This window comes from Sphingobacterium sp. JUb20 (genome assembly GCF_004342035.1).
GTDB classification, from domain to species: Bacteria; Bacteroidota; Bacteroidia; order Sphingobacteriales; family Sphingobacteriaceae; genus Sphingobacterium; species Sphingobacterium anhuiense.
Genome location: NZ_SLYV01000009.1, coordinates 40,732 through 64,722, shown reverse-complemented (window position 1 = coordinate 64,722; position 23,991 = coordinate 40,732). Strand labels below are relative to the sequence as shown.

Below are 23,991 nucleotides of genomic sequence, written 5' to 3'. Positions count from 1 at the left end.
GTTACTTTAATTGACCATCCAGCATGTGGACCGTTCTTTTTCCGTAAGTGGCGTTTTTGTCCGAGTGGGTCACCTGTATAATCGTGACACCTTCCGTGTTGAGCTGTTGAAACAATTCCATGATTTCTTCTCCTTGTTTAGAATTCAGGTTTCCCGTTGGCTCATCAGCCAATAGCAGCGACGGAGAACCGGCTAAAGCTCTTGCAATCCCTACAATCTGCTGTTGACCGCCCGATAGCTGTGAAGGAAACAGATCTTTTTTACCGACAATGTTAAAACGGTCCAATAGATCACTGACAATGGACTTACGCTCCGACGAAGATTTATTCTTATAGATCAATGGGGTTTCAATGTTTTCATACACAGTCATTTCATCAAGCAGATGATAAGATTGAAAGACATAGCCCATGTGGGACTGAAAAAGCTGCGTTCTTTTTTTAGGCTTTAGCTCCAACACATTTTCACCTTGAAATAGGTATTCACCCTCATCGGGTTCATCAAGCATTCCAATGATGTTTAATAGTGTTGATTTTCCAGATCCAGAAGGTCCCATGATCGAAATAAAATCCCCCTCTTCAATATTTAGACTGACATCTTTTAGTACAAATGAACGTGTACTTCCAACATTATACCATTTAAATAAGTGTTTTAACTGTATCATTTTATCTATTTTTGTTGGTTATTTTAACTGTATGTAATATATAATTTTTAAACTGTTGTTATCCTAATTTACTCATTTCTCAGACTATCTATCGGATTAACTTTTGCTGCACGTATAGTCTGATAGCTGATCGAAACGCAGATGATGATGAAAATTATCATGATTGCAATTAGAAAATACCACCACTGCAAGTCAATGCGGTAAGCAAAATTGTCCAACCATCTATTGAGTATGAAGTAAGTCAGAGGAAGAGAGATTAGAGTAGCAGTTACAAACAGTCGGAAAAACGGTTTGTTAAGTTGCATGAAAATAGATTGTACAGAAGCACCTAATACTTTACGTACACTCATTTCTTTTTTACGAATTGTTACTTGATAAGCGGCCATACTAAAAAGACCAAGAGCCGCAATAATAACTGCTAAAAATGTAAAGCTATTGAAAGCAGTCTGCATCTCCTGTTGTTTTTTATGCAACAAAGCATATTGTTGATCCATAAAAGCATATTCCAGAGGCAATGATTTTGTTGATGAATTTTGTTGCCATTCTTTTTTTACAGTTTCGATAGCTTGTGCTGCTTTTCCTTGAGCAGCTTTTACAATTAATGTTGCCTGGGGTCTTGCAGATCCACATTCATTTTTATAAGAATAGACCGTTGGCTTCACGACATTTTCAAAACCATAAGCTTTACTATCTTTTACCACAGCGATAATTTCAAAATTGACATCACAACCGGCTAACTTAGCTCCGATAGGCTGTCCTAGATCTAATGCCATAGCCGCCGATTCATTAATAACTGCATAATGCGAAGTAGAATCTTGTAGCAATTGCTTGATTGATGTGGGAATATTTCCCTTTAATACCGCTATATTCAGTGTGCTGAAATAGCTTTTATCGATCCCGACGTGATCGAATTCCAATTGTTTTTGGTTATGAGAAAACTGTTTTTTGGGGGGAAGTTCTCCATCTCCAGGCATATTTGTTGCTGAAGCAACCGATAAAATACTGGGATCTTGTTGCAGTCGTTCCTTAAGATTGTAGTATGTACCATTTAATGTGCCATCATAATACATTCCTAAGCCCTTATAAGTAATTACCTGTGCCAGTTCAAATCCTTTGTCTGTGGTTTGAATATACCGGATTTGCTCATGTATAACGAGCATCCCTGTCATAAATAGTAAAGCAATACCAATTTGAAAAACCAGTAAACCATTACGGAGTGTATTTTTTCGTTGCGTCTTACCAAGTCCGCCCCTCAATAAACTAACAGATTTGAATCCCGAAAGTACGAAGGCTGGGTAAATTCCGGATAGACAGGTTGTGCCAATTACACCTAGAAAAAGATACATTACCGTATCTTGATTTAAAATGTACTGTTTGAGGTCATCATTGAACCACTTTTGCAATACATTTCCGGTAATACTTAGCATAAAAAAACTAAACACAGCTGCAGTTAATGTCAAAATAAAGACTTCCAAAAGTAATTGACGAATGATCGTCCAGCGCGAGCTTCCCAGTATTTTCTTTAATGCTAACTCTTTCATGCGTTTGTCAGCTTGTGCCATGATCATGTTGGCAAAATTTGCTGATGCTAATACAAGTATAATAATCGATACAATGCCAATTATCCATAACATGAGATAAGGCGTATTACTTCCATTTTTTGGTCTTAAATGTAGATTGGTTAATGGATCTAAATAAATTTTTCCTTGCGATAAAGCTGCTGTTTGAGATAGAGGAACAATTTTATCGTGGTAGAGTTTATCTATTTTACGGGTCAGAACATCGATATTAGTTCCGGGCTCTACTTGAATGTATGTTTGATATGAAAATGGAATTTCTCCTGTAAATAAATCCTCAGGTTCTTTTATAAAAAGTAAGTCATGGTCAATAAGAGATAAACCATTATTCTTACTAATTCCATAAATACTTTCATGGTGATCTAATAGTAAACTAAGCACCGGAACAGACTTAGGGGTGTCAAAATTTAAATCCCCCTTTTTAAAAATTTTCTCGGCGATACCTTGCTTTACTAGAGTGGCCTCATTTTGAATTTTACTCTTATAAAGGTTTCCGGTCTTACTTTCAATTTGAAAAATATGTGCTGCAGAAGAGTCTATTACCGCAGCATTTTTAATTAATATCGTATTTTCTCCGAAAAGTGGATAAGTACCAAAACTATAAATTATTTTTCTGCCGGCAGTTTCTATTTCGGGTAAACTTCTTTTCAATAAGGGCGCAAGCATGGCATTTGTTGCATCTGTAAATTCTTCTGAAGAGGTCAGTCCAACCTGATAGATCCGATCATAATTGGGGTTCCATTTATCATAGCTTGTTTCTCTATTGATGTATTGGTACGACAGGATAAAACCTGTAAATCCCAACATCAGTCCGAATACGTTCAACAATGAAAAAAACTTATTTTTCAATAGGCTCCGCCATGCAATTTTGATTTCGTTTAAGATCATATGTCGCCTGTTTAGTTCGTTGTTAAAAATGAAATGTATGAAGTCATTACAAAATCGGAAGATGCAATTGCGTTGCCATTTTGGTTTGTATTTGATTATCAGTATGTTATTTTGTGTTTAATTTATATTACTGTTCGATATCGAACAGTAACCGTTCAGTATTGGACAAGAAATCCTCATCATTTGTTAATAGCAGAATATTAAACAAATTATGCATAGTCAGTAAGGACGAGCATCTACCTTATTCAAACTGCCGTGTATTTTTATTATACTTATTTTAATGAGTATGTTAAATCAATTAGTTCGTTAGACAGTACTAATGCGTGAGTAGGATGGAAATAGGGGAGGCCGGAAATTTCAATTTGTAGGGGGACTTCATAAGAGACGTCAGTAATTTTTCGCTTGCTTCGTTAGAAAAGCAAGCGAAAAATTCAACACTCTTTTTTATTATACTCAGATTATTAAAATCTAATCTATTGACTTTTATATGTTAAAATTATGGTTTAGATATAGTTAATAGAAATCTAGCGATACAGAACCTGAAGAAGTACGGGCATCTATTTTTTTGCCACCTCCATTAATTGCACCCTGAGCAAAAGATTTGTTAGATCTGCCAGAAAAATTTTGAGCGGACGGAAGATTGACCCTTGAACCTTTTAGGTCGACGTTATATTTTCCTTCTGGTACTTTAATCTTCACGCTGCCACCAGATGTAGCTAATGTAATGTCATCCGACATACGCTTCATATCCATAGTAATACTTCCGCCACTTGTATGTGCATCAACTAATCCTTCTACATTCTTACCATTAATTGATCCGCCACTTGTAGCAATACGGATATTACCGGAACAATTATCCAGATTTATAGATCCTCCAGAAGTGTTGAGCTGTATATCGCCCTGACTGTTTCTAGCAGTGATACTGCCACCTGAAGTCTTACCTGAAATATTTCCTGCTAACGATTTAATTTGTAAACTTCCACCCGAAGTTCGGAATGTTTGCTTGCCATTTAGTGCATTCAGCTGTATACTACCTCCTGAAGTGCTCAGATTGCTGTTGACAGACTCAGGAACTGTTACATAAAAAGCGACAGAAACTGAACTGTTACCATTATTTCCTTTTTTACGTTTAGCAGATGCGGTCAATTTTCCATTTTCTAACTGGATGACAACGTCATACTCTTCATGCAGTAATTTTTCTAAGTCCGTTGATGAATTGAGTAAGTTTCCGTTGCGAGACACCCAGACTTCAACCGAACCAGGTTGGTTATTAGACCCGGTTACTTTGATTGCCCCTGCCGATGTGCTGACTTCGAGATCTTTAATTTTGCTGTTCTGAAAAGTTTCTTTCCGTACCATTTTTTGACCGAAAGAAACCTGTACCAACAATAGTAATAATGTGGTTTGAATAAATCTTTTCATATTTTTATTAAGATATTAATTAGCGTACCTTATTAAGGTTCAATCACAATGTATTCACTAAAACACACAATCATTTTGCCATTCTCCTTATCAATTAGTAGTCAGTGATTTGTTGTTTTTATTTTAAAAATTACCTGTTCGCTATTGAACAGTTTACGTTCGGTTTTGAACAATAATGAATCTCAATCCCGCAACAAATACAGCTGGTGATCAGAAAATCCTATTCATTTCTTAAACTCTCCACGGGATTTGTATGGATTACCTTTAACGTTTGCAAGCTGATTGTTGCCAAAGCAATCAGGATAGCACATCCACCAGCAATAATAAAATATATCCAACCGATGTCGATACGGTAATTAAAGTCCGCAAGCCATGTGTTCATGGCCCACCAGGCAATAGGTGTAGCAATGACAATAGCGACAAATACAAGTTTCATAAAATCTTCCGATAATAATTTCAATAAGCGCATATCACTTGCTCCTAAAACCTTTCTAACACCAATTTCTTTAGTTCGCTGTTGCGTGATATAGGTGACCAGTCCAAAAAGACCCAGTGAAGCGATAAAGATGGCGACAACTGCAAAGCAGGTAAAAATATTTTTTGTTCGCTCCACATCTTGATATAATATTTTAAAACTCTCATCCATAAAGCTATAATTGATCTTTTGATTTGGACTAAACTGATCCCAGACTTTTGCTATCGCATTCAGTGTCTCATCCATATGTTGCGGTTTTACTTTAATAGACAACAATGAAGGGCTATCCCGGAGTACCAGACCAACCGGAGCTGTACCTTCACCTTTGAGCGATTCGAAAATAAAATCATCGACTACCCCTAAAATTGTCCATGTTTCACCATTCGTAATCTTTGTACCGATTGGATTCTTAATTCCCATTTCTTTAACCATCTGTTTGTTAACGATGATTCCCATGCTGTCCGAGGCTATCTGCGCATTGAAGTTGCGGCCTTCAGCCATTTCAATTTCAAAAGTAGCCAGATACTCTTGATCGACTCTCCAAAACTGACCCTGAGTTGCAAGATCAAGTTCACGTCTTCCATCTAACCAAAACGCGTTACCATTTCTTTTTGCACCATCTATCGGAACCGGAAGATAGTCGCTAACGGAAATATGACTTACGGAGGGAATGGAAGTTAGTTCATTTTTAAATGGACCAAGCTGATCGCCTATTACATTTAGACCTCGAAGTACAATAACCTGATCCTTGTTAAATCCCAGATCTTTTTGCAGCATGTATTGAATTTGCTGATGACTGATCAATGCCCCAACGATTAAAATAATCGATGTTGAAAATTGAAAAATGACTAAACCATTCCGTAGCAATGAAGGGTTTGCATTGTTAGCCAGTTTATTTTTTAATGCCGTGATAGGTCTAAAACCAGAAAGATAAAGTGCTGGATATGTCCCTGCGATGCTACCGATCAGAATAGCCGACATGAATAAACAAGGTATAAAATACCATGTGAACCACGGAATTTCAATTGATTTATGAGCGATATTATTAAAGACAGGCAATAATAGGTGAGCGATGAGTATCGCTAAAAATAGAGAAATAAAGCTATAGCTTAATGCCTCCGTCATAAACTGACTGATTAGACTTTTTCGGTTAGATCCAATTGTTTTTCGGATACCGATTTCCTTTGCTCTAGTCGTGGCATTGGCAGTCGATAAGATTACAAAATTGATACAAGCTATCAGTAGGATAAACAGAGCCACCGATGCAAAAGTCCACACCATGCGAATATCACCGCGATTTAGTGTCGATACTTGATCATCTTCGATATCAGATGAATGTAAATGAATGTCTAAAGCATTTTGAAGACTGATCTTAATTTGATGGACAATAGGCCCTATTTTTCTTCCCGCTTTTATCAGTTCCGGAATGTAATGGCCAGTGATGTAAATTTTATTAATCTCTTTTTCAACAAGATCTATATTTGCCTGTGGAGTCAGTTTGATATAAATCGTGTAATTATTGCTTGTCCATTTGTTCTGTTCACCAGGGTGAAATGGTTCTCCGGCCAAGGACATAAAGAAACCATATCCAGATAAGGTCGAATTACTGGGAATATCATCGATGACCCCTGTAATGGTAAAAGCCTTTGACTTATTGTTATTGAGATAGATCTGTTGACCAATAGGATTACCCTTAAAGTATTTAAGCGCTTTACTTTTGGTCAGCACAATGGTATTCGGTTTATCTAGAGCATGCTGTAACTGACCATATTGCATCGAGGATGGAAATATATCCAATATGGATTGGTCAATATAGACAAATCCATCATCATAATGACTATCGGGCAAATTATTAATCGAAAGCTGATTACTACCTGCTCCTAATTGCGGATTTGGGAGTATTCTCCCGGAGTTCTCTATGGCAGGAATTTCCTCTTTTAATGTTCTAGCTCCTGGAGCAGAAAGCGATACCCAGCGATTGATTTTATTTCCTTCTGGAGCTTGGACAATGAGACGATAAACACGATCCATTGACGGATAAGACTTGTTGTAACTTATTTCATGTTTGATGTAGAGAACGATCAGTACACAAATTGCAATACTAAAAGCAAATCCGCCAATTTTAATACTGGAATAAAACTTATTCTTTGAAATATTGCGCAGGGCAATTTTAAGGTTATTTACCAACATAACAACAGTATTTATTTACATAGCCATATCCTATCATGATGATAGTGGGGGCGTAACTTATAGAGACAATTGTGTTGCCAAATAGTTATATTGCTGATAATGAGTTTATTGTGGTTGTTTTTGGTAGATTATATTTGTACGGAAATGAACAGTTTCCGTTCGCTTCCGTACAAATACTTTAGTCAGGATCTAAAAACCGATCGGTTATATTGTCATTGGACAGGATCGATCATTTTATTTTTATTATTCAGGCTCTTTCAAGCGTAGGTCTTCACATAATTTAAGCATCATCTCATTTGGATCACTATCCGTTGCCAGAGCAATAAGATACATTTCATCTAACCGCAATTTTGCTGTATCATTCATCGTTAGTTCATTGATACGTGCTTTACTTAGTCCCGTCTTGCGTGCCACCATAGATTTATTGACGGATTTCTTTGCTAAAATCTCTCCAAGTTTTGTCATTATAATACTATTTACTGTCTGCTCATCTGTATAGATAAAAATACAAAATGTTGTATTTAAATATACAATCATTGCGAATATTGCTAGTTATTCGGTTTGTTTGTATAGAATATGTATATAAATAAATTTATGAATGAGAAAAACTTAAAGGAAAAACTGATAATTAGAAAAAACTTATGTTGACAACAAGGAAAATTTCTACATAAGAAGAATGTACATAATAGATGTTATAGTAAAAAAATGCCGGCTGTCCATCATCGAACAACCGGCATAACATAAACATATTAATCTCTTAGAAGAGATTTTAAACAAACACTAAAATCCTTTATTATATTTTATCACGAACCTTACTCATCGCGTAGACTATCTACAGGATTGGTTCGAATAACCTTCAACGTTTGGTAACTGATTGTAACGATAGCAATAAGGATAGCCGAAAAGCCTGCCAATAAAAAATATAACCAGTTTATCTCAATACGATAGTTGAAGTCCTGTAACCACGTATCCATAGACCACCACGATATGGGAACAGCAATAACGATAGCAATGAATACCAGTTTTATGAAATTGCTAGATAGCAGTTTTAACAAACTAATACTACTTGCACCCAATACTTTTCGGATACCGATCTCCTTTGTACGCTGTTGAGTGATATATGTAGCAAGGCCAAATAAACCTAATGAGGCAATGAAAATAGCGATAAAGGCAAAGCTTGTAAAAATATTTTTTGTACGTTCAACATCCTGATATAAACTTTCAAAACCTTCATCTAAAAAACTATAATTGATCTTTTGATTGGGCGAAAATTTATCCCAGACTTTAGTAATCTGAGCAAGAGATTGATCTATATGACCAGTTTTAACTTTTATAGATAGGAGGGAAGGGCTGTTTCCAAGAGCTAAAGAAACTGGCCCAGACTCCTCTTTTAGCGATTCAAATATAAAGTCGTCCACCACTCCAATGATAGTCCAGGACTGACCGTTATTGATTTTGGCACCGATCGGATGTGTGAGTCCCAATTGTTCCACAAGCGTTTTGTTAACAATAGTAGCCGAACTGTCAGAAGCCAATTTGGGATTGAAATTGCGGCCTTCAGACAAGCGCAACTCAAATGTAGATAAATAAGTATCGTCAACAAGCCAGAATTGTGCTCCTCTACCAAGTTGTACATCTTTATTATCATCAAGTGCAAAGGAATTTCCATTTCGTTTCACACCATCAATAGGTACAGGAAGGTAGTCTCCCACAGAAACATCAGAAACGTAAGGAAGTGATTTTAATTCATTCTTTAGACTAGCTAGATCCTGAGATAAAGTGGTGATGCCACGTAATACGATGACCTGATCTTTACTGAAACCCAGATCTTTGTTTAAAATAAAATTAACCTGTTGATTGGCAATAAGTGCACTCACGATTAAAATAATAGAAGTTGCAAATTGAAACGTAACAAGGCCATTGCGTAATAACGAACTTTTTGGAGTAGAATCCTGTTTATTTTTTAATGCTGAAATAGGTTTGAAGCCAGATAGATAAAGTGCCGGATAAATACCGGCTAAACTTCCAATAAACAGCAAAGAAACAAGGAGTGTCGGAATAAAATACCAGCTAAATATTGGAATCTCTAAACTTTTATTAGCCAGATTGTTAAATAATGGTAATAAGATCCAAGCTAACAAAAGGCCGATGATCAGTGATATTAAACTATAACAGATAGCTTCGACCATAAACTGGTCAATTAAAGATTTTCGGTTCGAGCCAATGGTTTTGCGAATACCAATTTCTTTAGCTCTTGTCGCCGCATTTGCGGTAGAAAGATTGATGAAATTGATACAGGCGATCAGTAAGATAAAGGCCGCAATAGATGCAAATGCCCATATCATCTTAATATCTCCCCGATTTAAGATCGAGACTTTGTCATCGCGGATACCCGTAGAGTAAAGGTGTATATCAGAAGCATTTTGTAAATACATTTTTACCTGACGAAACCAAGGTTTAATGCTTCCACCTGCTTTTTGCGTCTCAGGGATTAGATGACCATCTATATATACTTTCTGAATAATACTTTGCGTTTGCTTTGGATCACTATTTTCTTTCAGTTTGACATACACAGTATAATTTGTAGCCATCCAACTATTTTGCTCACCTGGATATAAAGGCTCACCTGCTAAAGACATGAAAAATGTGTAGCCATACAGTGTCGAATTGCTTGGGATATCATCGATAACAGCGCTAATCGTATAAGGCTTTGATTTATCATTGTTTAGATAAATCTGTTGACCTACAGGATTATCCTTAAAATATTTTGAAGCTTTACTTTTGGTCAGGACGATAGAATTTGGATTATCCAGAGCATGCTCTAATTGTCCATAGATCATGGGCGATGGAAACATTTCCAAAATAGACTGATCCACGTACACAAACCCATCATCATAGTAGTTCTCTGGTCCAGATCCCAATGTCAATTGATTACCACCGGCTCCAAAAAGCGGATTTGGCAATATCCGACCGGACTGTTCTACTGTCGGGACTTCCTCTTTGATTGCTTTTGCCGCTGGTGCGGTCAAAGATAATCCTCTCATCACATCATCCCCATCCGGAATTTGCGATACAATACGATAGATCCGGTTTACATCTGGATAAAACTTGTTATAGCTCGTTTCATGTTTAATATATAAAACAATAAGGATGCAGATGGCGATACCAAAGGCAAAGCCACCAATCTTAATACTGGAATACAGTTTATTCTTTGTGATATTCCGCCAGGCAATTTTAAGATTATTGATCAACATAATAATTGTTTTTATTTCACATGGTCCTATCAATATAGTATGGGACATACATCTGAAAACAATTGCATTGCCAAATGTTTATGTATTTGATTTGTAGTTGTTTAGTTGTTTTTTCTCAGTTGAGGTTTGTACGAAAATGAACAGTTTTCGTTCGTTTTCGTACGAATGCACTTTAAGATTTTAAAATATTCCTAGGCTATGTCCATTGTAAATATCGATTATGAGATTATTATGTTGATCAAAATTTTTCAATGAGATGTCTATACCAAGTTTGAATATTACTTATCATAAGGTTATTAATGCGTGTTTTATCGCAGTTTCTCGAACTATAGTTATTGCTTTACCTATCTACCAAAAATTCGTTGATTTTTGTTGTTATAAAAACATCATATACTATATTGTGATGTATAGATAAAATTATAAAATGAATTATTTATCTATATAATTGTTTTGAATTATGATAGTAATAATGTTTCTTTGTATAGAATAACTATATAAACTTGTTGAATTATGGAAAAGACGGAATTCAAACCAATAATTAAAGTGTACAAGCGCACATGTAGAGAAAAAGAAACATACATTTACTACAGAATGCTTTTGCATCGTATTTCATGTCACCTATCACCTGAAGAAGTATCTTTCCTAATGGGAAAGCCTAATGACTATGTTAAAAAGGTAGAAACTTTTAAGATTAAATCGGTCCTTACTGTGGATCTGTATATCATGCATCTCTCTTTGGAGCTAGAGAGTATGAGTTGGATGTTTCAGATGGGTATTGTTTCTTCAGACAAGGACACAGAGTTCGAACTGCATATTATTAAAATGGAGGATCGTGTTATTTATCAGATGCAGAAGTTTGATGTGGAATCGAATCAAAATGTCATCGAGTTTAAATTAATTGACATTCGGCATGATCTCGATCTGTATAATTCAACAGAGTCGGAATTAAAGGATATTAAGAGCTTAATTGATGAGCAGTTGGTTGCTGGTTATTTTAATGAAGAGAGAACTGGAGCCGAGATTCATAAACTGTGCTGTAGTAAATTAGAAAAATACATAAAACCAAGAAATGTGATGATGACATTACAGCCATTAATTGAACGTAAGGAAGGAATTAGAATAATAAGAAAGAAATCAGATAACTTTTTTGTATTTGCTGTCGATTTAGGAAATAAGGATTGATAAATCAAAATGATGAGCAGAGTAATATTTTAAAAACTTTAAGCCGTAGGAGCACACCAATTATAAACCGTCCATCTCTCAGTCGGCTTACTTTTCTTATTTGCACCTCCTACGGCTTTGTTTTTTATTCATCCCTTAACTTCTCAATTGGATTGAATTTCGTAGCTCGGTATATAATACCGATAATCAGTGTACCCAGCAATAATGCTAAAAACCCCAATGGGAGCAGGTATGTCACTACATCGATAACAATACGATTGTTATAATTCTGTAGCCAGACATTCATCATTACATAACTGGCAGGTATAGTTACCAATAAAGCCATAACAAAAATTAGATAAAACTCTTTCGAAAAAAGTAAAATTAAATGCATCAAAGAAGCACCAAGCACTTTGCGTACACCCACTTCTTTATTACGCAGGTTGATGGATAATGTAATCAACCCGATGATACCCAAGGCGACGATCAGTAAAGATGCAATAGTTGCAATCTGGGAGGCACGTTGCAATTGCAGTTCTGTTTCATATAATTTTTGGATGCGGTCATCTGTAAATTGATACTCAAACGGTGCATCAGGAAGGAGTTCTTTCCATTTTTTTTCCAAAGCCTCCATAGATGAAGACAAAGAACCATCCTTTAAACGGATACTCAAAAATCGGAATTGTGCAGATCTGGAAATATTGATCCACGCTATTGCCGTAGGTTCATCATTCATGGAGTTTGGAACGAAGTCTGCGGTTACGCCAGATATCATGACAGGGACGTTAGCTTCTCCAAAACCGATTGTTCGGCCAATAGCCTCTTCCGCTTTTGTAAACCCTAAAGCGAGCAGTGCCTCTTTATTAATGACTACATCAGGATTTTGGTCATTTTGAGAACTGTTAGGATTTAAAAAATGACCCGCTAATAGCGGGATCTGATACGTTTTTGCAAAATAAGAATCAGACATAATGATCTTAGAGTGCACTGTTTTTTCCGATTTAGTATTGATAAGTGTTTGATTATTACCTCCTATAAAGCCAGGGATCTCATAAGAAAGACTAATGGACTCTATTTGTGGAAGTCTTTGGAACTCATCTCGCGTCGTTTCCATCTTTTTAAGACCCTGTTCGGTCCAGTCACGGGGTACCTGAACGTTCAATACCGATTCTTTATTATAGCCCAGCTCACCATTTATAAATAGATTAATTTGTTTCGATATAATGATTGTAGCCATTAGTATAATGACAGCGACCGCAAACTGTGTGAAGATGAGTACACGACGAACGGCCTGCTTGCCGTTACCTTGTGTAAACTTATTTTTCACAGACTGTAAAATGTCATTGCCAGAAAGTTTAATTGCTGGATAGATACCTGCTAGAAGACCGACAATACATGCAAATAAGAAAAGTAAAATATAAAAACTAAAAGGTAGTGCTGTCAACGATGGTAACTTGCGCATAAAGATTTCTTCAAAAATAGGACTTAAAAGTACATAAATAGGAAGACTGATCGTGACAGCAATCAGCATGGTTGTCATGTATTCGGCTATCAACTGGGATATGATCTGCGAACGGGAAGAACCCATCATTTTGCGAATCCCGATCTCTTTCAATCGGGTAATGTTTTGACTGATGGTGATATTGATGAAGTTAATGATGGCCATCAACAATACGAAGCCTGCGATCCATAGTAAAGTAGCAATCATTTTGCGGACAGCTCCCTTATTATCATCTAAAAAGTAACTTTTCAAAGGCTTTAAATCCGGGGCATAGTTTGTTGAAAACTCACCATCCGTATTGCGCTTTACCAGAGCCTGGATAGGAATAGCGAGTTGCTCAGGCGTAACACCTTTCTGTAACTCAATAAATGATGCAATATAAGGGTTTTGCCAGTTGTCGATAGACCTTCCAAAATACGATTCACTCGCTATCGGTAAAAAAATATCGGACTTCATGGCGTCATTTAATTGCATGACGGAGTTTTGAGTATTTTCTTTGATTACACCTGTAATGGTGAAGGGTTGCTTATCGCCTTTGAAGTTTTTGATTTCAAGTGTTTGACCCAAAACATCTATTTTTCCAAAATACTTTTGAGCAGCTTTTTCGGTGATGACCACAGTGAAAGGCTTCGTTAATGCAGTTGTTGAATTTCCAGCAAAGATTTCAAAACCAAACATATCCAGTAATGTCGGATCGCCTAAAACTGTCCCTTCTTCAAATATCTGCTCGCCATGGGAGACAATACAGGTCAAACCGTCGACGCGGTAATAATTTGCCACCAATTGTGGATACTCTTCTTTTAAAGCTTTTGGCAAAGCACCAATACTTGTTAGCGGGATGCCGAAACCTTCTTTCTTATAATTACTTTGTAATATATATTGTTGCTCTTTGTTGCGAAGTTCACTATTGACCTGATGCACTTCCCAAACATATGCGCCGACCAGTATGACGAAAGTAATACTGCAGATCAAACCCAAAAGATTGATTAAACTTTCATACTTACGTTTTATGATATTGCGCCAGGCGATTTTGATATTATTCTTTAACATAGCTATATTTTTTACCTCAGCGCTAAGCTTCGGGTTTGATTATCTTATTATGGGTTTATTAATCACGTTACTTATTCATCCCGCAAACTGTCTACCGGATTTGCCCGCGCGGCTTTGAAAGATTGAAAGCTGATTACCAATAACGTAGTCATGACTCCAAAGAGCAACGCTGAAGCAAAAATCCACCATGTCAGCTCAATTTGGAAAGGAAAATCTTCCAGCCATCTATTCATCAAATAAAAGGCAATAGGCGTAGCTATTATACCAGAAATGATCATCCATTTAACGAAATCTTGCGTCAATAATTGAATAATTCCTGCTATAGAAGAGCCAAGAACTTTTCGGATACCAATTTCTTTGGTTCGTTTCAGAATAGTGATCGATAACAATCCTAAAAAGCCCATAGTGCTTATGATAACAGAAACGACCGCAGCGATCCAAATCAGTTTCTCAGTTAGTGTTTCTTTTGCATACAAATTAGCGATTTGTTCATCATAAAATTTGTATTCAAATATTTCCTTAGGGTACCAATCCCTCCATTGCTGTTCAAATTCATGTATAAATTGCTGTGGATTTGTACCATTAAACTTGATGGCTATATTTTTTAAACGCCCCGCATTATAGCCGATAACTGTCGGCGCTATACCTTCCTTTAGAGAGTTTGTACTAAAATCAGCTACAACACCAACAATCTTTCCGATGCTTTCTTCATTTAATCCTCCCGCGTTAAGGCTTTTTCCTAAGATATCATATGGGTTCTTATATCCGAGGTCCCTAGCCATTTTTTGATTGATCAAAAACTCCGGATTCTTGGGGTTATCATTAAAATTATGTCCAGCGACAAGTTTGATATTAAATGTTTTAATATATGAAGAGTCAGCAATAGCATAACGGGCAGGCCATTTTTCCCAATCTGACCGATCATCAAATTGAATAGTTCCTCCCCAAACTTTATCATTTGCTGGCGGATTATCACAAAAACTAAATGAGGTAATGTCAGGCCGTTTCGCAAGGAAATGCTTAATTTTTTCTTTGCTGGCAAACATTTCTTTTTTCATAGGAAAAAGGAATACCTGCTCGCGATCAAATCCCAGATCCGTATTTTTAAGATAATTGACTTGAAGAATGATCACTAAGGTTGCGATCAGAAGTACCATCGCGATTACATTTTGCAAAATAATGAAAGACTTTCTGGTGAAACTCCATGGACCCATTGTCAATTTTTTTAGAGCATCTTGGATAGGAGTCCTATTGACAAAAAGTAAAGGATAAACACTAGTTAGAAGAGCCGTGCAGATCCAGGTCAATCCGACAATACTAATCAGTGAACTTAAAGAAAGAATTGCTATAGGTTCATCTTGAAAAAGATATCCATTACTCCAGTTTAGGAAAATGCTTAATAAAATGAGTGCAAAAATAGTGGACAGAAAGGTCAATATTAAAGTCTCTAATAAAAACTGGTAAAAGAGTTGTTTCTTTGAGCTCCCTAAAATTTTTCTTACCCCCATTTCAACACTACGGTTCATTTGTTGCGCAAAAAGAATATTGCTGTAATTCACGATTGCCATGATACTAATGCCAAGGGCAATAATTGACAATATCTGTAGTAGCGATTTTTGGGTACCTTTTCCATAGTCTTTATCAAAATGAAAATCGGTTAACGGAAGCAGTTTATAGGAATAATATTCTAGTACACTCTTATCATAATATTTTCCGACAAGCTCATGGATGGTTTTTTCTACCTGAACCTTATCTTCATTATTCCTTAAAGTCAATAAAATATTGTTGTTCGTATTTGTATAACCCCAATTATGAAAATAATCATCCTTGGTATCAATCTTAAAAAGTGTCGGAATCGATTTTAAGGAGAAGTAAACTTCCGATCTAAAGTCAGAATTTTTTCGACTATCATCGATAATACCAATAACTTTTATAGGAAACTCACCCTCAACTAGGATTGTTTTTCCTATTGCATTTTCATCTCCGAAATAAAGCTTAGCAGTAGATGCAGTAAGCGCGACAGTATTAGGCGCATCTAAGTCTTTAGGATTTCCCTGCTTCCAGGGGAAATCAAATATATTAAAGTAATTTGAAGAAGCAAAAGCTGCTTTTCCATCTGTTTTGAACAGTTTATCTTGGATTCCTATAGTGAAATCTTTTTTGTCAATATATAAAGCAGTTTTCTCGATCTGTGGCATTTCTTTCGAAATGGCCTCATACATGGCAAATGATCCTCCTTTTTCATGCTCAACCTGCTCCAGCTTAAGATCGTAAACAACCATGTAAGTCCGATCTTTTTGATGATGAAATTGATCGTAGCTAAGCTGATAGCTATTGTAAATATAAATGAACAAACCACATGCAATCGCTAATCCTAAACCAATAATTGTCAGAATTGAATAATACCGGTGCTTCAAGAGCTGCCTAAATGCTGTTTTAAAAAATAACTGAATCATTAGCTTGTTCTAAATTATTTAAAATATCTATTAAGCTGTTATTCATCACGTAGACTATTGACAGGATTTGAAAGAGCGGCTTTGATCGCTTGGTAACTAATCGTTGCCAAACTGATCAGAATAGCCATAAGACCTGCAATAGCAAAATAATGCCATTGGATTTCAATGCGATAACTATAATCTTTCAACCAGTCATTCATTGTCCACCATGCTATCGGTGATGCGATAAGAATTGCTATAAGGACCAATTTTAGAAAATCTAAAGAGAGCAAAGATGTTAATTGCCCAACAGATGCTCCCAATACCTTCCTAACAGCAATTTCCTTCATCCGTGTCTCTGCCATGTAGGCGATAAGAGCCAATAGTCCAAGACATGAAATAAAGATTGTTAATCCTGCAAATAGCATAGAAATTGTTCCAATGGATTGTGTCTCTTTAAATTTAGATTCGAAATTTTTATCAATAAATTTATAATCAAAAGGATAGTCAGGATTAAATTTCTTGAAGATATCCGCTATCTTTTTTAGGTTTGTTTCGGTACTGTTATTCGGATTCAGTCGATAATGTATCGTTGTGAACCAGGATTTAGGACCAAGAATAATCATTGGCGCTATTTCGTCATAGGGTGAATCAATGATAAAATCTTTGATTACACCAACCACTGGCCAATTTTCGCCGTCGGCTTGAATGACTTGACCGACCGGGTTACTTAAGCGCATGGATTTTACAGCTGTTTCTGTCAGTAACACTGCATTGCTATCAGTAGCATATTTGTATACATCAATATCTCGACCTTTCACGAGTTTAAATCCTAAATTTTGTACAGCATTGGCATCCGAACTAAAGCGATTGAATAATAATTTCTTGTCACTCTCAGTACTTCCTGGCCAGCTAAATCCCCAGCCATTGCTAAAGCGATCAGTAACTGGAGACATATTTTTTGATACCGAAAGAACTGCATTACTGTTTAGTAACTCATTCCGTAAACTGACATAATTTTTATCTAATTTCCCGGAGATACTGGTATAAACTAAACCATTTTCATCGTAACCACGTTCCCGGTCTTTCGTAAATTGAATTTGCTTGGATACGATTATAGTAGCAATGGTTAAGATAATGGCGAGTGAAAACTGTATAATTACCAACATCGAACGGATGCTCATCCCCTTATTGTAAGTATTTAACTTTCCTTTCAATGTCTTCAAAGGTTTAAAAGATGAAAGAAAAAATGCTGGATAACTTCCTGCCAGAATGCCCGTAATTACACTGAATGCTATTAATGATAACCAGGTTTGGACTGAGAGAAGAGAAAGTGTTAGATTTTTTTGAACTAAATTATTAAAAGCCGGTAGCACTAACACCATACATATGAGCGCAAGTACCATAGCAACTAGGCTGATCAAAATACTTTCCATGATAAATTGTACCATCAGGCTTTTACGACCAGCACCTACAACTTTACGAACACCTACTTCTTTGGCTCTTCTTTCAGAGCGAGCTGTACTTAGATTCATAAAATTGATACAGGCTACAAGTAAGATAAAAGCACCGATCCAAGCGAACAAACGAACAAGTTGAATGCGACCTGATGTATAGTTTCCACCCTCACCCTTATCGTAGAGATAGCTATCTTTAAATGGAAATGCAAAGATTTCATTTGTGGACTTGATCTCATTATCGCCAACGTTTATATGATTTTGACTAACTAATCTTATTTTTTCATTGAATGCTGGTAACGATGTCCCTGCTTTTAATAGCACATAGGTGTAGGTGGAGTTATTACTCCAATTTGTATCTACATATCCTATTTTTTTTGCATAATCCCAAGATACTAAACCTTCAAAATTCATGCTGCTATTATTGGGTAGATCTTGAAGAAGTCCAGTTACAGTAACCAAATTGACAGAATCAATTTTAATGATCTTACCTATAGGATCTTCGTTTCCAAAGAGAGTCTTTGCATATTTTTGTGTGATTACGATCGAATTAGCATCATTCAATAGGTTGTTTTTATCTCCTTTTAAAAGAGGGAAACTAAACATGTTGAAAAATCCAGGATCGGCGAATCCGATTTGAGATACTATTTTTTGATCCTTGTATGTTGCAATAAATTGATTACCAGTTCCATCGTCAAGTCTTGTAAAACTTTCAATTTCAGGAAAATCATTTTTCAAGGTTGGTCCCATTATTTTGGGTGTATTTAACCATGCCCATTTCTTGCCAGTATGATCATCTCGGTTACTTATCGCATAGAGCCTATCACTTTTCTCGTGAAACCGATCCATACTCAGCATGTTTTGCAACCATAGCGCAATAAGCAAAGCTCCGGCCATACCAATAGCCAATCCAATGATGTTGATGCTAGAGAAAGCCTTATTTTTCAATAAATTACGCCATGCGATTTTGATATAGTTCTTTATCATCGTTATCGTATAAAGTAGTCAATTTTTTTAATGCAGTAAATTATTCATCCCGTAAACAATCAATTGGATTGACCATAGCAGCACGGACAGTCTGGTAACTTATTGTTAAGAACGAGATGAGTAAAGCACTGCCACCGGCAAGTATAAAGATCCACCAGTCAAGTTCAATATGATAAGCAAAATTGTCTAGCCATTTATGCATTGCAAACCATCCAAAAGGAATGCTAATAGCGAGCGCAATAACTACTAACCTGAGGAAATCTACACTTAATAAGCTAACAATTTTTATAACAGATGCACCAACAATTTTCCGGATTCCAATCTCTTTAATTCTTTGTTGCACCGTATAGGTCGAAAGTGCAAATAATCCCATACACGCTATGGAGATGGTAATTAATGAAAAAAGTTGCATCGCTCGTGTTGTCTGTTGATCCTGTAGATAAAGTTGATTAAAGTCGTCATTTAAAAAATGATAGTCATAATTGTTTTTCGGAGTGATTTCTTTTACAATCGTTTTGATCTGATTCAATGCGTCTTGTGTAGGAACTCCAGCATGCAGCTTAATAAAGATATTTCCGAAATAACCATATTCAGGAAAGAGCACAACAGGAGTGATTTCATTATGTAAAGATTTAAAATTAAAGTTTTCAACCACTTGTTTTACAGTGCCCTTGCGGCCATTTAAATTTATTTTCTTACCGATTGCATCTTTAGGAGTCCAGCCCATAGCAGTTGCAGCTAGCGTATTAATAATAAAACTATTCTCCGGAGCGACGGTATCGCTTGCTCTTAAAATGTCCGTATCCGATAGGGAAGAACCAGCAATAGATTTAATGTTGAACACGGATACAAAGTCTTTTTCAATAGGAATAGCAGTGACATCAATAGAGAAATCTGGAGCCTGTCCTTCTACTTCATTAATCGTATAGCCCCCCTGAATATTAACCGGACTATCATAAGATGCCGTTACGCCTTTAACACTGTTTAATTGACTTAGCTTATCCTTTAGCAATTGACGCTCTTTATCTTGCCATCCTCGGCCATCGAGCACCAATATATCTGAACGATCCAGTCCTGTATTTTTAGATTGAATAAATTCCATTTGTTGACCAGCAAATAATGTACAGATGATAAAAAATATGGAAATACAAAATTGGAACACAATCAGCACTTTACTCAAGGATATCCCTGTCTGTTTTTCGATCAGTTTACTTCTGAATATTGAAATCGGTTTTGAACTCGAAATCGAGTAGGCAGGCCAACCACCTGCAAGTAGTGACAGGATAATAAAGAAAGTTAATATTGCTATATAGAGGATAGGTTTGTTCCAAAAGTTGATCTGCATTTCTACTCCCAATAAATGACCGAATAGAGGTAACAGTAACCATGTTGCCACTAAGCTTATAATTAAGGATATCAAAATCATTAAGCTACATTCGAAGAGAAACTGAAAGAATATTGTTTTTCGTCCTGCACCCAGTACCTTCTTTACACCGATCTCTTTTTTGCGCTCAATCGCATTTGCAAGAATCAAATTGGTGAAATTAATGCAGGTCAAGACGATAAGAGCAATACCCAAAGCCATTAAAATATAAACATAGAGGATATTTCCTGTACCTGCAGTTTTTGAGTGCAAATGAATATCATTTAATTTTTCTACTTTAAAACCGAATTCATATCCCTGTTTAATAGACTCACTAAATTTGTCCTTAACCAGATTATCCAGTTTAAGTTGCACCGATTGAAAGCTTTGATCAGTTTTTAATAATCCTATAGTAATATCGTTAGCTGAATTCCATGAAGCTTCTTTATAGCGTGCTAGACCTTGGTTAGAGAGAATGGCAGAAAATCTGAACTGCGTATTACTTGGCATATCGGCTATTACCCCAGACACCTTCCAGTTCACTTTATCAATAATCAATGTTTTATTTATAGCCGATTTATTTGGAAAATATTTTTTAGCTAAGGTTTCTGTCAATACAATTTGATTAGGCTCATCCAATACATGTTTTTTGTTTCCCTCAATAAAATCATAATCGAGAATTTCAAATACGTTTTTATCAGCATAAATCAGCTTATTTTCCTTTAAAGATTGATTTCCAATATCAACTAATCCACCTTGTATATACGGATATAAACGACTGGCCTGCTCAACTTCGGGAAAATCAGATTGTAAAGTCTGTTGTAGACCTGTTGGCGTTGTACTGGATGAAACCATTTCTGGGCTATTTGGAGCCTTGTATGATAGGCTGAAATACGCAATGCGATCTGCATGAGAGAAAAAACGTTCATAACTGGATTCATGGTATATGTAAGTAACTAATAACAAAAAGCAGGTTATTCCAATCGTTAATCCCGACATGTTCAACAGTGAAAACCCTTTATTCTTTCGAATATTCCGCCATGCTATTTTAATATAGTTTCGTATCATTTTTTATGCTTTAAAGCTTTTTTCATTAATTCATTCAGATAACCCTACAATAAGTGTATGTTATTATTCATCCCGTAATGTTTTTACAGGATTTGTATTTGCCGCTTTAATGGCTTGTGTACTCACCGTAATAATTGCGATAGTTAATGCGGCAATCCCCGCTAAAGCAAATACCCACCATTGAATCTCGATGCGGTAAGAAAAATCCTGCAACCATTTATTCATGATCCACCAGGCAATAGGTGAGGCAATTAAAATGGCAATAAGAACCAGTTTCACAAAATCTCTTGAGAGCATCGCTGTTATACCTGTTACAGACGCACCCAATACTTTGCGGATACCAATTTCTTTCGTTCTCAATTCCGCGATGTACGATACCAGTCCAAATAATCCAAGGCAAGATATAAAAATGGCTAATGTAGAGAATATGAGTGCTAACTGAGCTGTTTGTTGTTGCTCTTTAAACTTTGCCGCAAATTGCTGATCAACAAATTTGTATTCAAAAGGGTACGCCGGATTGAATTTTTTGAGTACCTGCTCCATTTGTTTCAAGCTCTGTTCTATAGGTATAGATGCAGGAGTACGAACAACCATATTTAACATCCACTCTTTGGCAGGATGAATAAGAAGTGGAGTAACTGGGCTGTATGGAGATCCGCTGATGTAATCATTGATAACTCCTATAATTGTAAAGGTATTACTTCCCCATTTCAAAATGCTGCCAATAGGATTTTTCAATTTCATTTCTTTGATAGCAGCCTCATTTACGAGTACCGACATACTATCAGAAGCCAATCGCTCGAAGTCAATATCACGACCTTCGATCAATTTTAATCCCAGAGTTTTAACAAAATCACTCTCAGCTTTTCCAATATTGAATACGATTTTTTTTCCTTGTTCAGGGGTAGATCCTTCCCATGAAAAATTACCCCCTGAATTGGAATTGTTTTGGGTAATTGACCATCCGGTACGGGTCACAGCTTGCACAATATCCTTATTGATCAATTCAGATTTGATAACTTCATAATTTTTTGTCATATCACCTTCCATTGGAATTTCGATCAGTTGTGAAGGTGAGTAACCAACATCACGTTTTCCTGCATATTCAATCTGTTTATTGACGATCAGGGTTGCAATAATCAAGATTAAGGCAACTCCAAATTGGAAAACAACTAATACTTCACGGAAATTGAAGGCAAATCTTTGAGACTTTCCAGATACTTTCAATGATTTAACGGGTTTAAAAGACGATAGCACAAATGCAGGGTATAACCCAGCTAATATTCCTGTAAACAATATAAATCCGAGAAGAGAGACCCAGATCATAGGATCTGTAATCGAAAAAACTAAAGGTTTGTCCAATACTTTATTAAATAGTGGGAGGGATATAGATGTTAATCCTATGGCAAGTATTCCTGCAATACAAGATAGTAGGACCGACTCTGTTAAAAATTGTATAATCAAACTGCTGCGTTGGGCGCCAACCACTTTACGTACCGCGACTTCTTTTGCTCGCTTTTGACTGCGCGCAGTGCTTAAATTAATGAAATTAATACAAGCGATCACTAAAATCAAAAATCCAAGACCAGCAACAAGTTTAACTTGGGTGATTTTGCCTCCAACTGGGATACCTTGTTCAAATTTAGAATACAAGTGCATTTTGGATACTGGATATAAAAAGAGTGAACCTTTCTGCTCATTATTCGTTTTCTTTGCAATGATATTGACTAGTTTTTTATTAAAGGCATCTACATTTGTCCCATTCTTTAGCTGGATATAAGTCATAAATGTATTTATGTTCCAAGTGGGAGATTGACTACTTGCATTGATTAAGGGAATCAGATAAGTAAAATCAAAATCTGTATTGCTGGGTAAATCTGCTATTACTCCAGTCACCTGATAAGGTTCTTTGTTATCCAATGTAATCGTTTTGTTCAAAGGATCCGCATCCCCAAATATTTTTTTTGAGAGTCGCTCTGTTAGGATAATATTGTTTGGACCGTTTAATACTTCATTGCGATTACCCTTTAAAAGTTTGAAATCGAACATTTCAATAAAATTTGGATCAACTTCATTTCCTTTAGATTTTATCTTTTTATTATCAAAGGATAATAATCTATCGGTGCTCCAATACATACGAGCAGCATGCTCCACCTCTGGATATTCTGCTTTTAAAGTAGATGAAGCAGTTCCTGCTGTGATGTTTAGCAAGTTGATTTCACCCTCCTCGTCATATTTGTTCCAGAGTCTATATAGATTATCTTTATTGCTATAGAAATTGTCAAATTGTGATTGATTCTGTATCCAGATGCCTATTAACAATACAGCTGCCATACCAATAGCTAAGCCAATAATGTTAATGGTTGCATATCCCTTACTTTTCAAAAGATTGCGCCATGCTATTTTAATATAGTTCTGTATCATTTGTTTAAACTTTAGACTCGTATTTTTTTGCCACTTTTTAAGTTCAATCCATAAGCCAATGTTTTAAATTATTGCTAA

Annotated in this window: 12 protein-coding genes; 1 reads left to right on the top strand and 11 read right to left on the bottom strand. The window is 36.1% G+C overall.

The features are described from left to right. Nucleotide 1: 1 nt before the first annotated feature. The 6 genes from EDF66_RS15790 to EDF66_RS15765 all read right to left on the bottom strand — a co-directional run bounded on the left by EDF66_RS15790 (nucleotide 2) and on the right by EDF66_RS15765 (nucleotide 10,467). Nucleotides 2-661 (bottom strand): ABC transporter ATP-binding protein, encoded by a 660-nt coding sequence (locus tag EDF66_RS15790; protein ID WP_132773453.1) that lies wholly within the window; start codon nucleotides 659-661, stop codon nucleotides 2-4. 68 nt (nucleotides 662-729) lie between these two features. Further along, nucleotides 730-3,126, bottom strand: a complete 2,397-nt coding sequence (locus EDF66_RS15785) for an ABC transporter permease (protein WP_132843710.1) — start codon at nucleotides 3,124-3,126, stop codon at nucleotides 730-732. 513 nt (nucleotides 3,127-3,639) lie between these two features. After that, nucleotides 3,640-4,548, bottom strand: a complete 909-nt coding sequence (locus tag EDF66_RS15780; protein ID WP_132843708.1) for a DUF4097 family beta strand repeat-containing protein — start codon at nucleotides 4,546-4,548, stop codon at nucleotides 3,640-3,642. 220 nt (nucleotides 4,549-4,768) lie between these two features. Beyond that, the gene (locus EDF66_RS15775) at nucleotides 4,769-7,213 is read right to left on the bottom strand and encodes an ABC transporter permease (RefSeq protein ID WP_132843706.1); all 2,445 of its coding nucleotides are present in this window, start codon (nucleotides 7,211-7,213) and stop codon (nucleotides 4,769-4,771) included. Between the two features lie 243 nt (nucleotides 7,214-7,456). Then, nucleotides 7,457-7,678 (bottom strand): helix-turn-helix domain-containing protein, encoded by a 222-nt coding sequence (locus EDF66_RS15770; protein WP_031289462.1) that lies wholly within the window; start codon nucleotides 7,676-7,678, stop codon nucleotides 7,457-7,459. A 347-nt stretch (nucleotides 7,679-8,025) separates the two neighbouring features. Then, a complete protein-coding gene (locus tag EDF66_RS15765; protein WP_132843704.1) occupies nucleotides 8,026-10,467 on the bottom strand; it encodes an ABC transporter permease in 2,442 nt (813 codons plus the stop codon). Nucleotides 10,468-10,977: 510 nt separating this feature from the next. On the opposite strand from EDF66_RS15765, the gene EDF66_RS15760 reads away from it, so the two are divergent. Then, nucleotides 10,978-11,649: a hypothetical protein gene (locus EDF66_RS15760; RefSeq protein WP_132843702.1), complete on the top strand. Its 672-nt coding sequence runs from the start codon at nucleotides 10,978-10,980 to the stop codon at nucleotides 11,647-11,649. A 124-nt stretch (nucleotides 11,650-11,773) separates the two neighbouring features. Here EDF66_RS15760 and EDF66_RS15755 read toward each other — a convergent pair whose 3' ends face one another. The 5 genes from EDF66_RS15755 to EDF66_RS15735 all read right to left on the bottom strand — a co-directional run bounded on the left by EDF66_RS15755 (nucleotide 11,774) and on the right by EDF66_RS15735 (nucleotide 23,913). After that, nucleotides 11,774-14,179 (bottom strand): ABC transporter permease, encoded by a 2,406-nt coding sequence (locus tag EDF66_RS15755; protein ID WP_132843700.1) that lies wholly within the window; start codon nucleotides 14,177-14,179, stop codon nucleotides 11,774-11,776. Nucleotides 14,180-14,250: 71 nt separating this feature from the next. Beyond that, nucleotides 14,251-16,635 carry an ABC transporter permease gene (locus tag EDF66_RS15750; RefSeq protein ID WP_132843698.1) on the bottom strand — a complete coding sequence of 795 codons (2,385 nt, stop codon included), beginning with the start codon at nucleotides 16,633-16,635 and terminating at the stop codon, nucleotides 14,251-14,253. 38 nt (nucleotides 16,636-16,673) lie between these two features. Further along, on the bottom strand, nucleotides 16,674-19,058 hold the full coding sequence (locus tag EDF66_RS15745; RefSeq protein WP_132843697.1) for an ABC transporter permease: 2,385 nt from the start codon (nucleotides 19,056-19,058) through the stop codon (nucleotides 16,674-16,676). A gap of 40 nt (nucleotides 19,059-19,098) precedes the next feature. Continuing rightward, nucleotides 19,099-21,489, bottom strand: a complete 2,391-nt coding sequence (locus EDF66_RS15740; RefSeq protein WP_132843695.1) for an ABC transporter permease — start codon at nucleotides 21,487-21,489, stop codon at nucleotides 19,099-19,101. Nucleotides 21,490-21,552: 63 nt separating this feature from the next. Continuing rightward, on the bottom strand, nucleotides 21,553-23,913 hold the full coding sequence (locus EDF66_RS15735; RefSeq protein WP_132843693.1) for an ABC transporter permease: 2,361 nt from the start codon (nucleotides 23,911-23,913) through the stop codon (nucleotides 21,553-21,555). Between the last annotated feature and the right edge of the window lie 78 nt (nucleotides 23,914-23,991).

Excerpts from the sequence above, each read along its gene's own strand:
- EDF66_RS15790 (WP_132773453.1), bottom strand. The coding sequence starts at position 661 with ATGATACAGTTAAAACACTTATTTAAATGGTATAATGTTGGAAGTACA.
- EDF66_RS15785 (WP_132843710.1), bottom strand. The coding sequence starts at position 3,126 with ATGATCTTAAACGAAATCAAAATTGCATGGCGGAGCCTATTGAAAAAT.
- EDF66_RS15780 (WP_132843708.1), bottom strand. The coding sequence starts at position 4,548 with ATGAAAAGATTTATTCAAACCACATTATTACTATTGTTGGTACAGGTT.
- EDF66_RS15775 (WP_132843706.1), bottom strand. The coding sequence starts at position 7,213 with ATGTTGGTAAATAACCTTAAAATTGCCCTGCGCAATATTTCAAAGAAT.
- EDF66_RS15770 (WP_031289462.1), bottom strand. The coding sequence starts at position 7,678 with ATGACAAAACTTGGAGAGATTTTAGCAAAGAAATCCGTCAATAAATCT.
- EDF66_RS15765 (WP_132843704.1), bottom strand. The coding sequence starts at position 10,467 with ATGTTGATCAATAATCTTAAAATTGCCTGGCGGAATATCACAAAGAAT.
- EDF66_RS15760 (WP_132843702.1), top strand. The coding sequence starts at position 10,978 with ATGGAAAAGACGGAATTCAAACCAATAATTAAAGTGTACAAGCGCACA.
- EDF66_RS15755 (WP_132843700.1), bottom strand. The coding sequence starts at position 14,179 with ATGTTAAAGAATAATATCAAAATCGCCTGGCGCAATATCATAAAACGT.
- EDF66_RS15750 (WP_132843698.1), bottom strand. The coding sequence starts at position 16,635 with ATGATTCAGTTATTTTTTAAAACAGCATTTAGGCAGCTCTTGAAGCAC.
- EDF66_RS15745 (WP_132843697.1), bottom strand. The coding sequence starts at position 19,058 with ATGATAAAGAACTATATCAAAATCGCATGGCGTAATTTATTGAAAAAT.
- EDF66_RS15740 (WP_132843695.1), bottom strand. The coding sequence starts at position 21,489 with ATGATACGAAACTATATTAAAATAGCATGGCGGAATATTCGAAAGAAT.
- EDF66_RS15735 (WP_132843693.1), bottom strand. The coding sequence starts at position 23,913 with ATGATACAGAACTATATTAAAATAGCATGGCGCAATCTTTTGAAAAGT.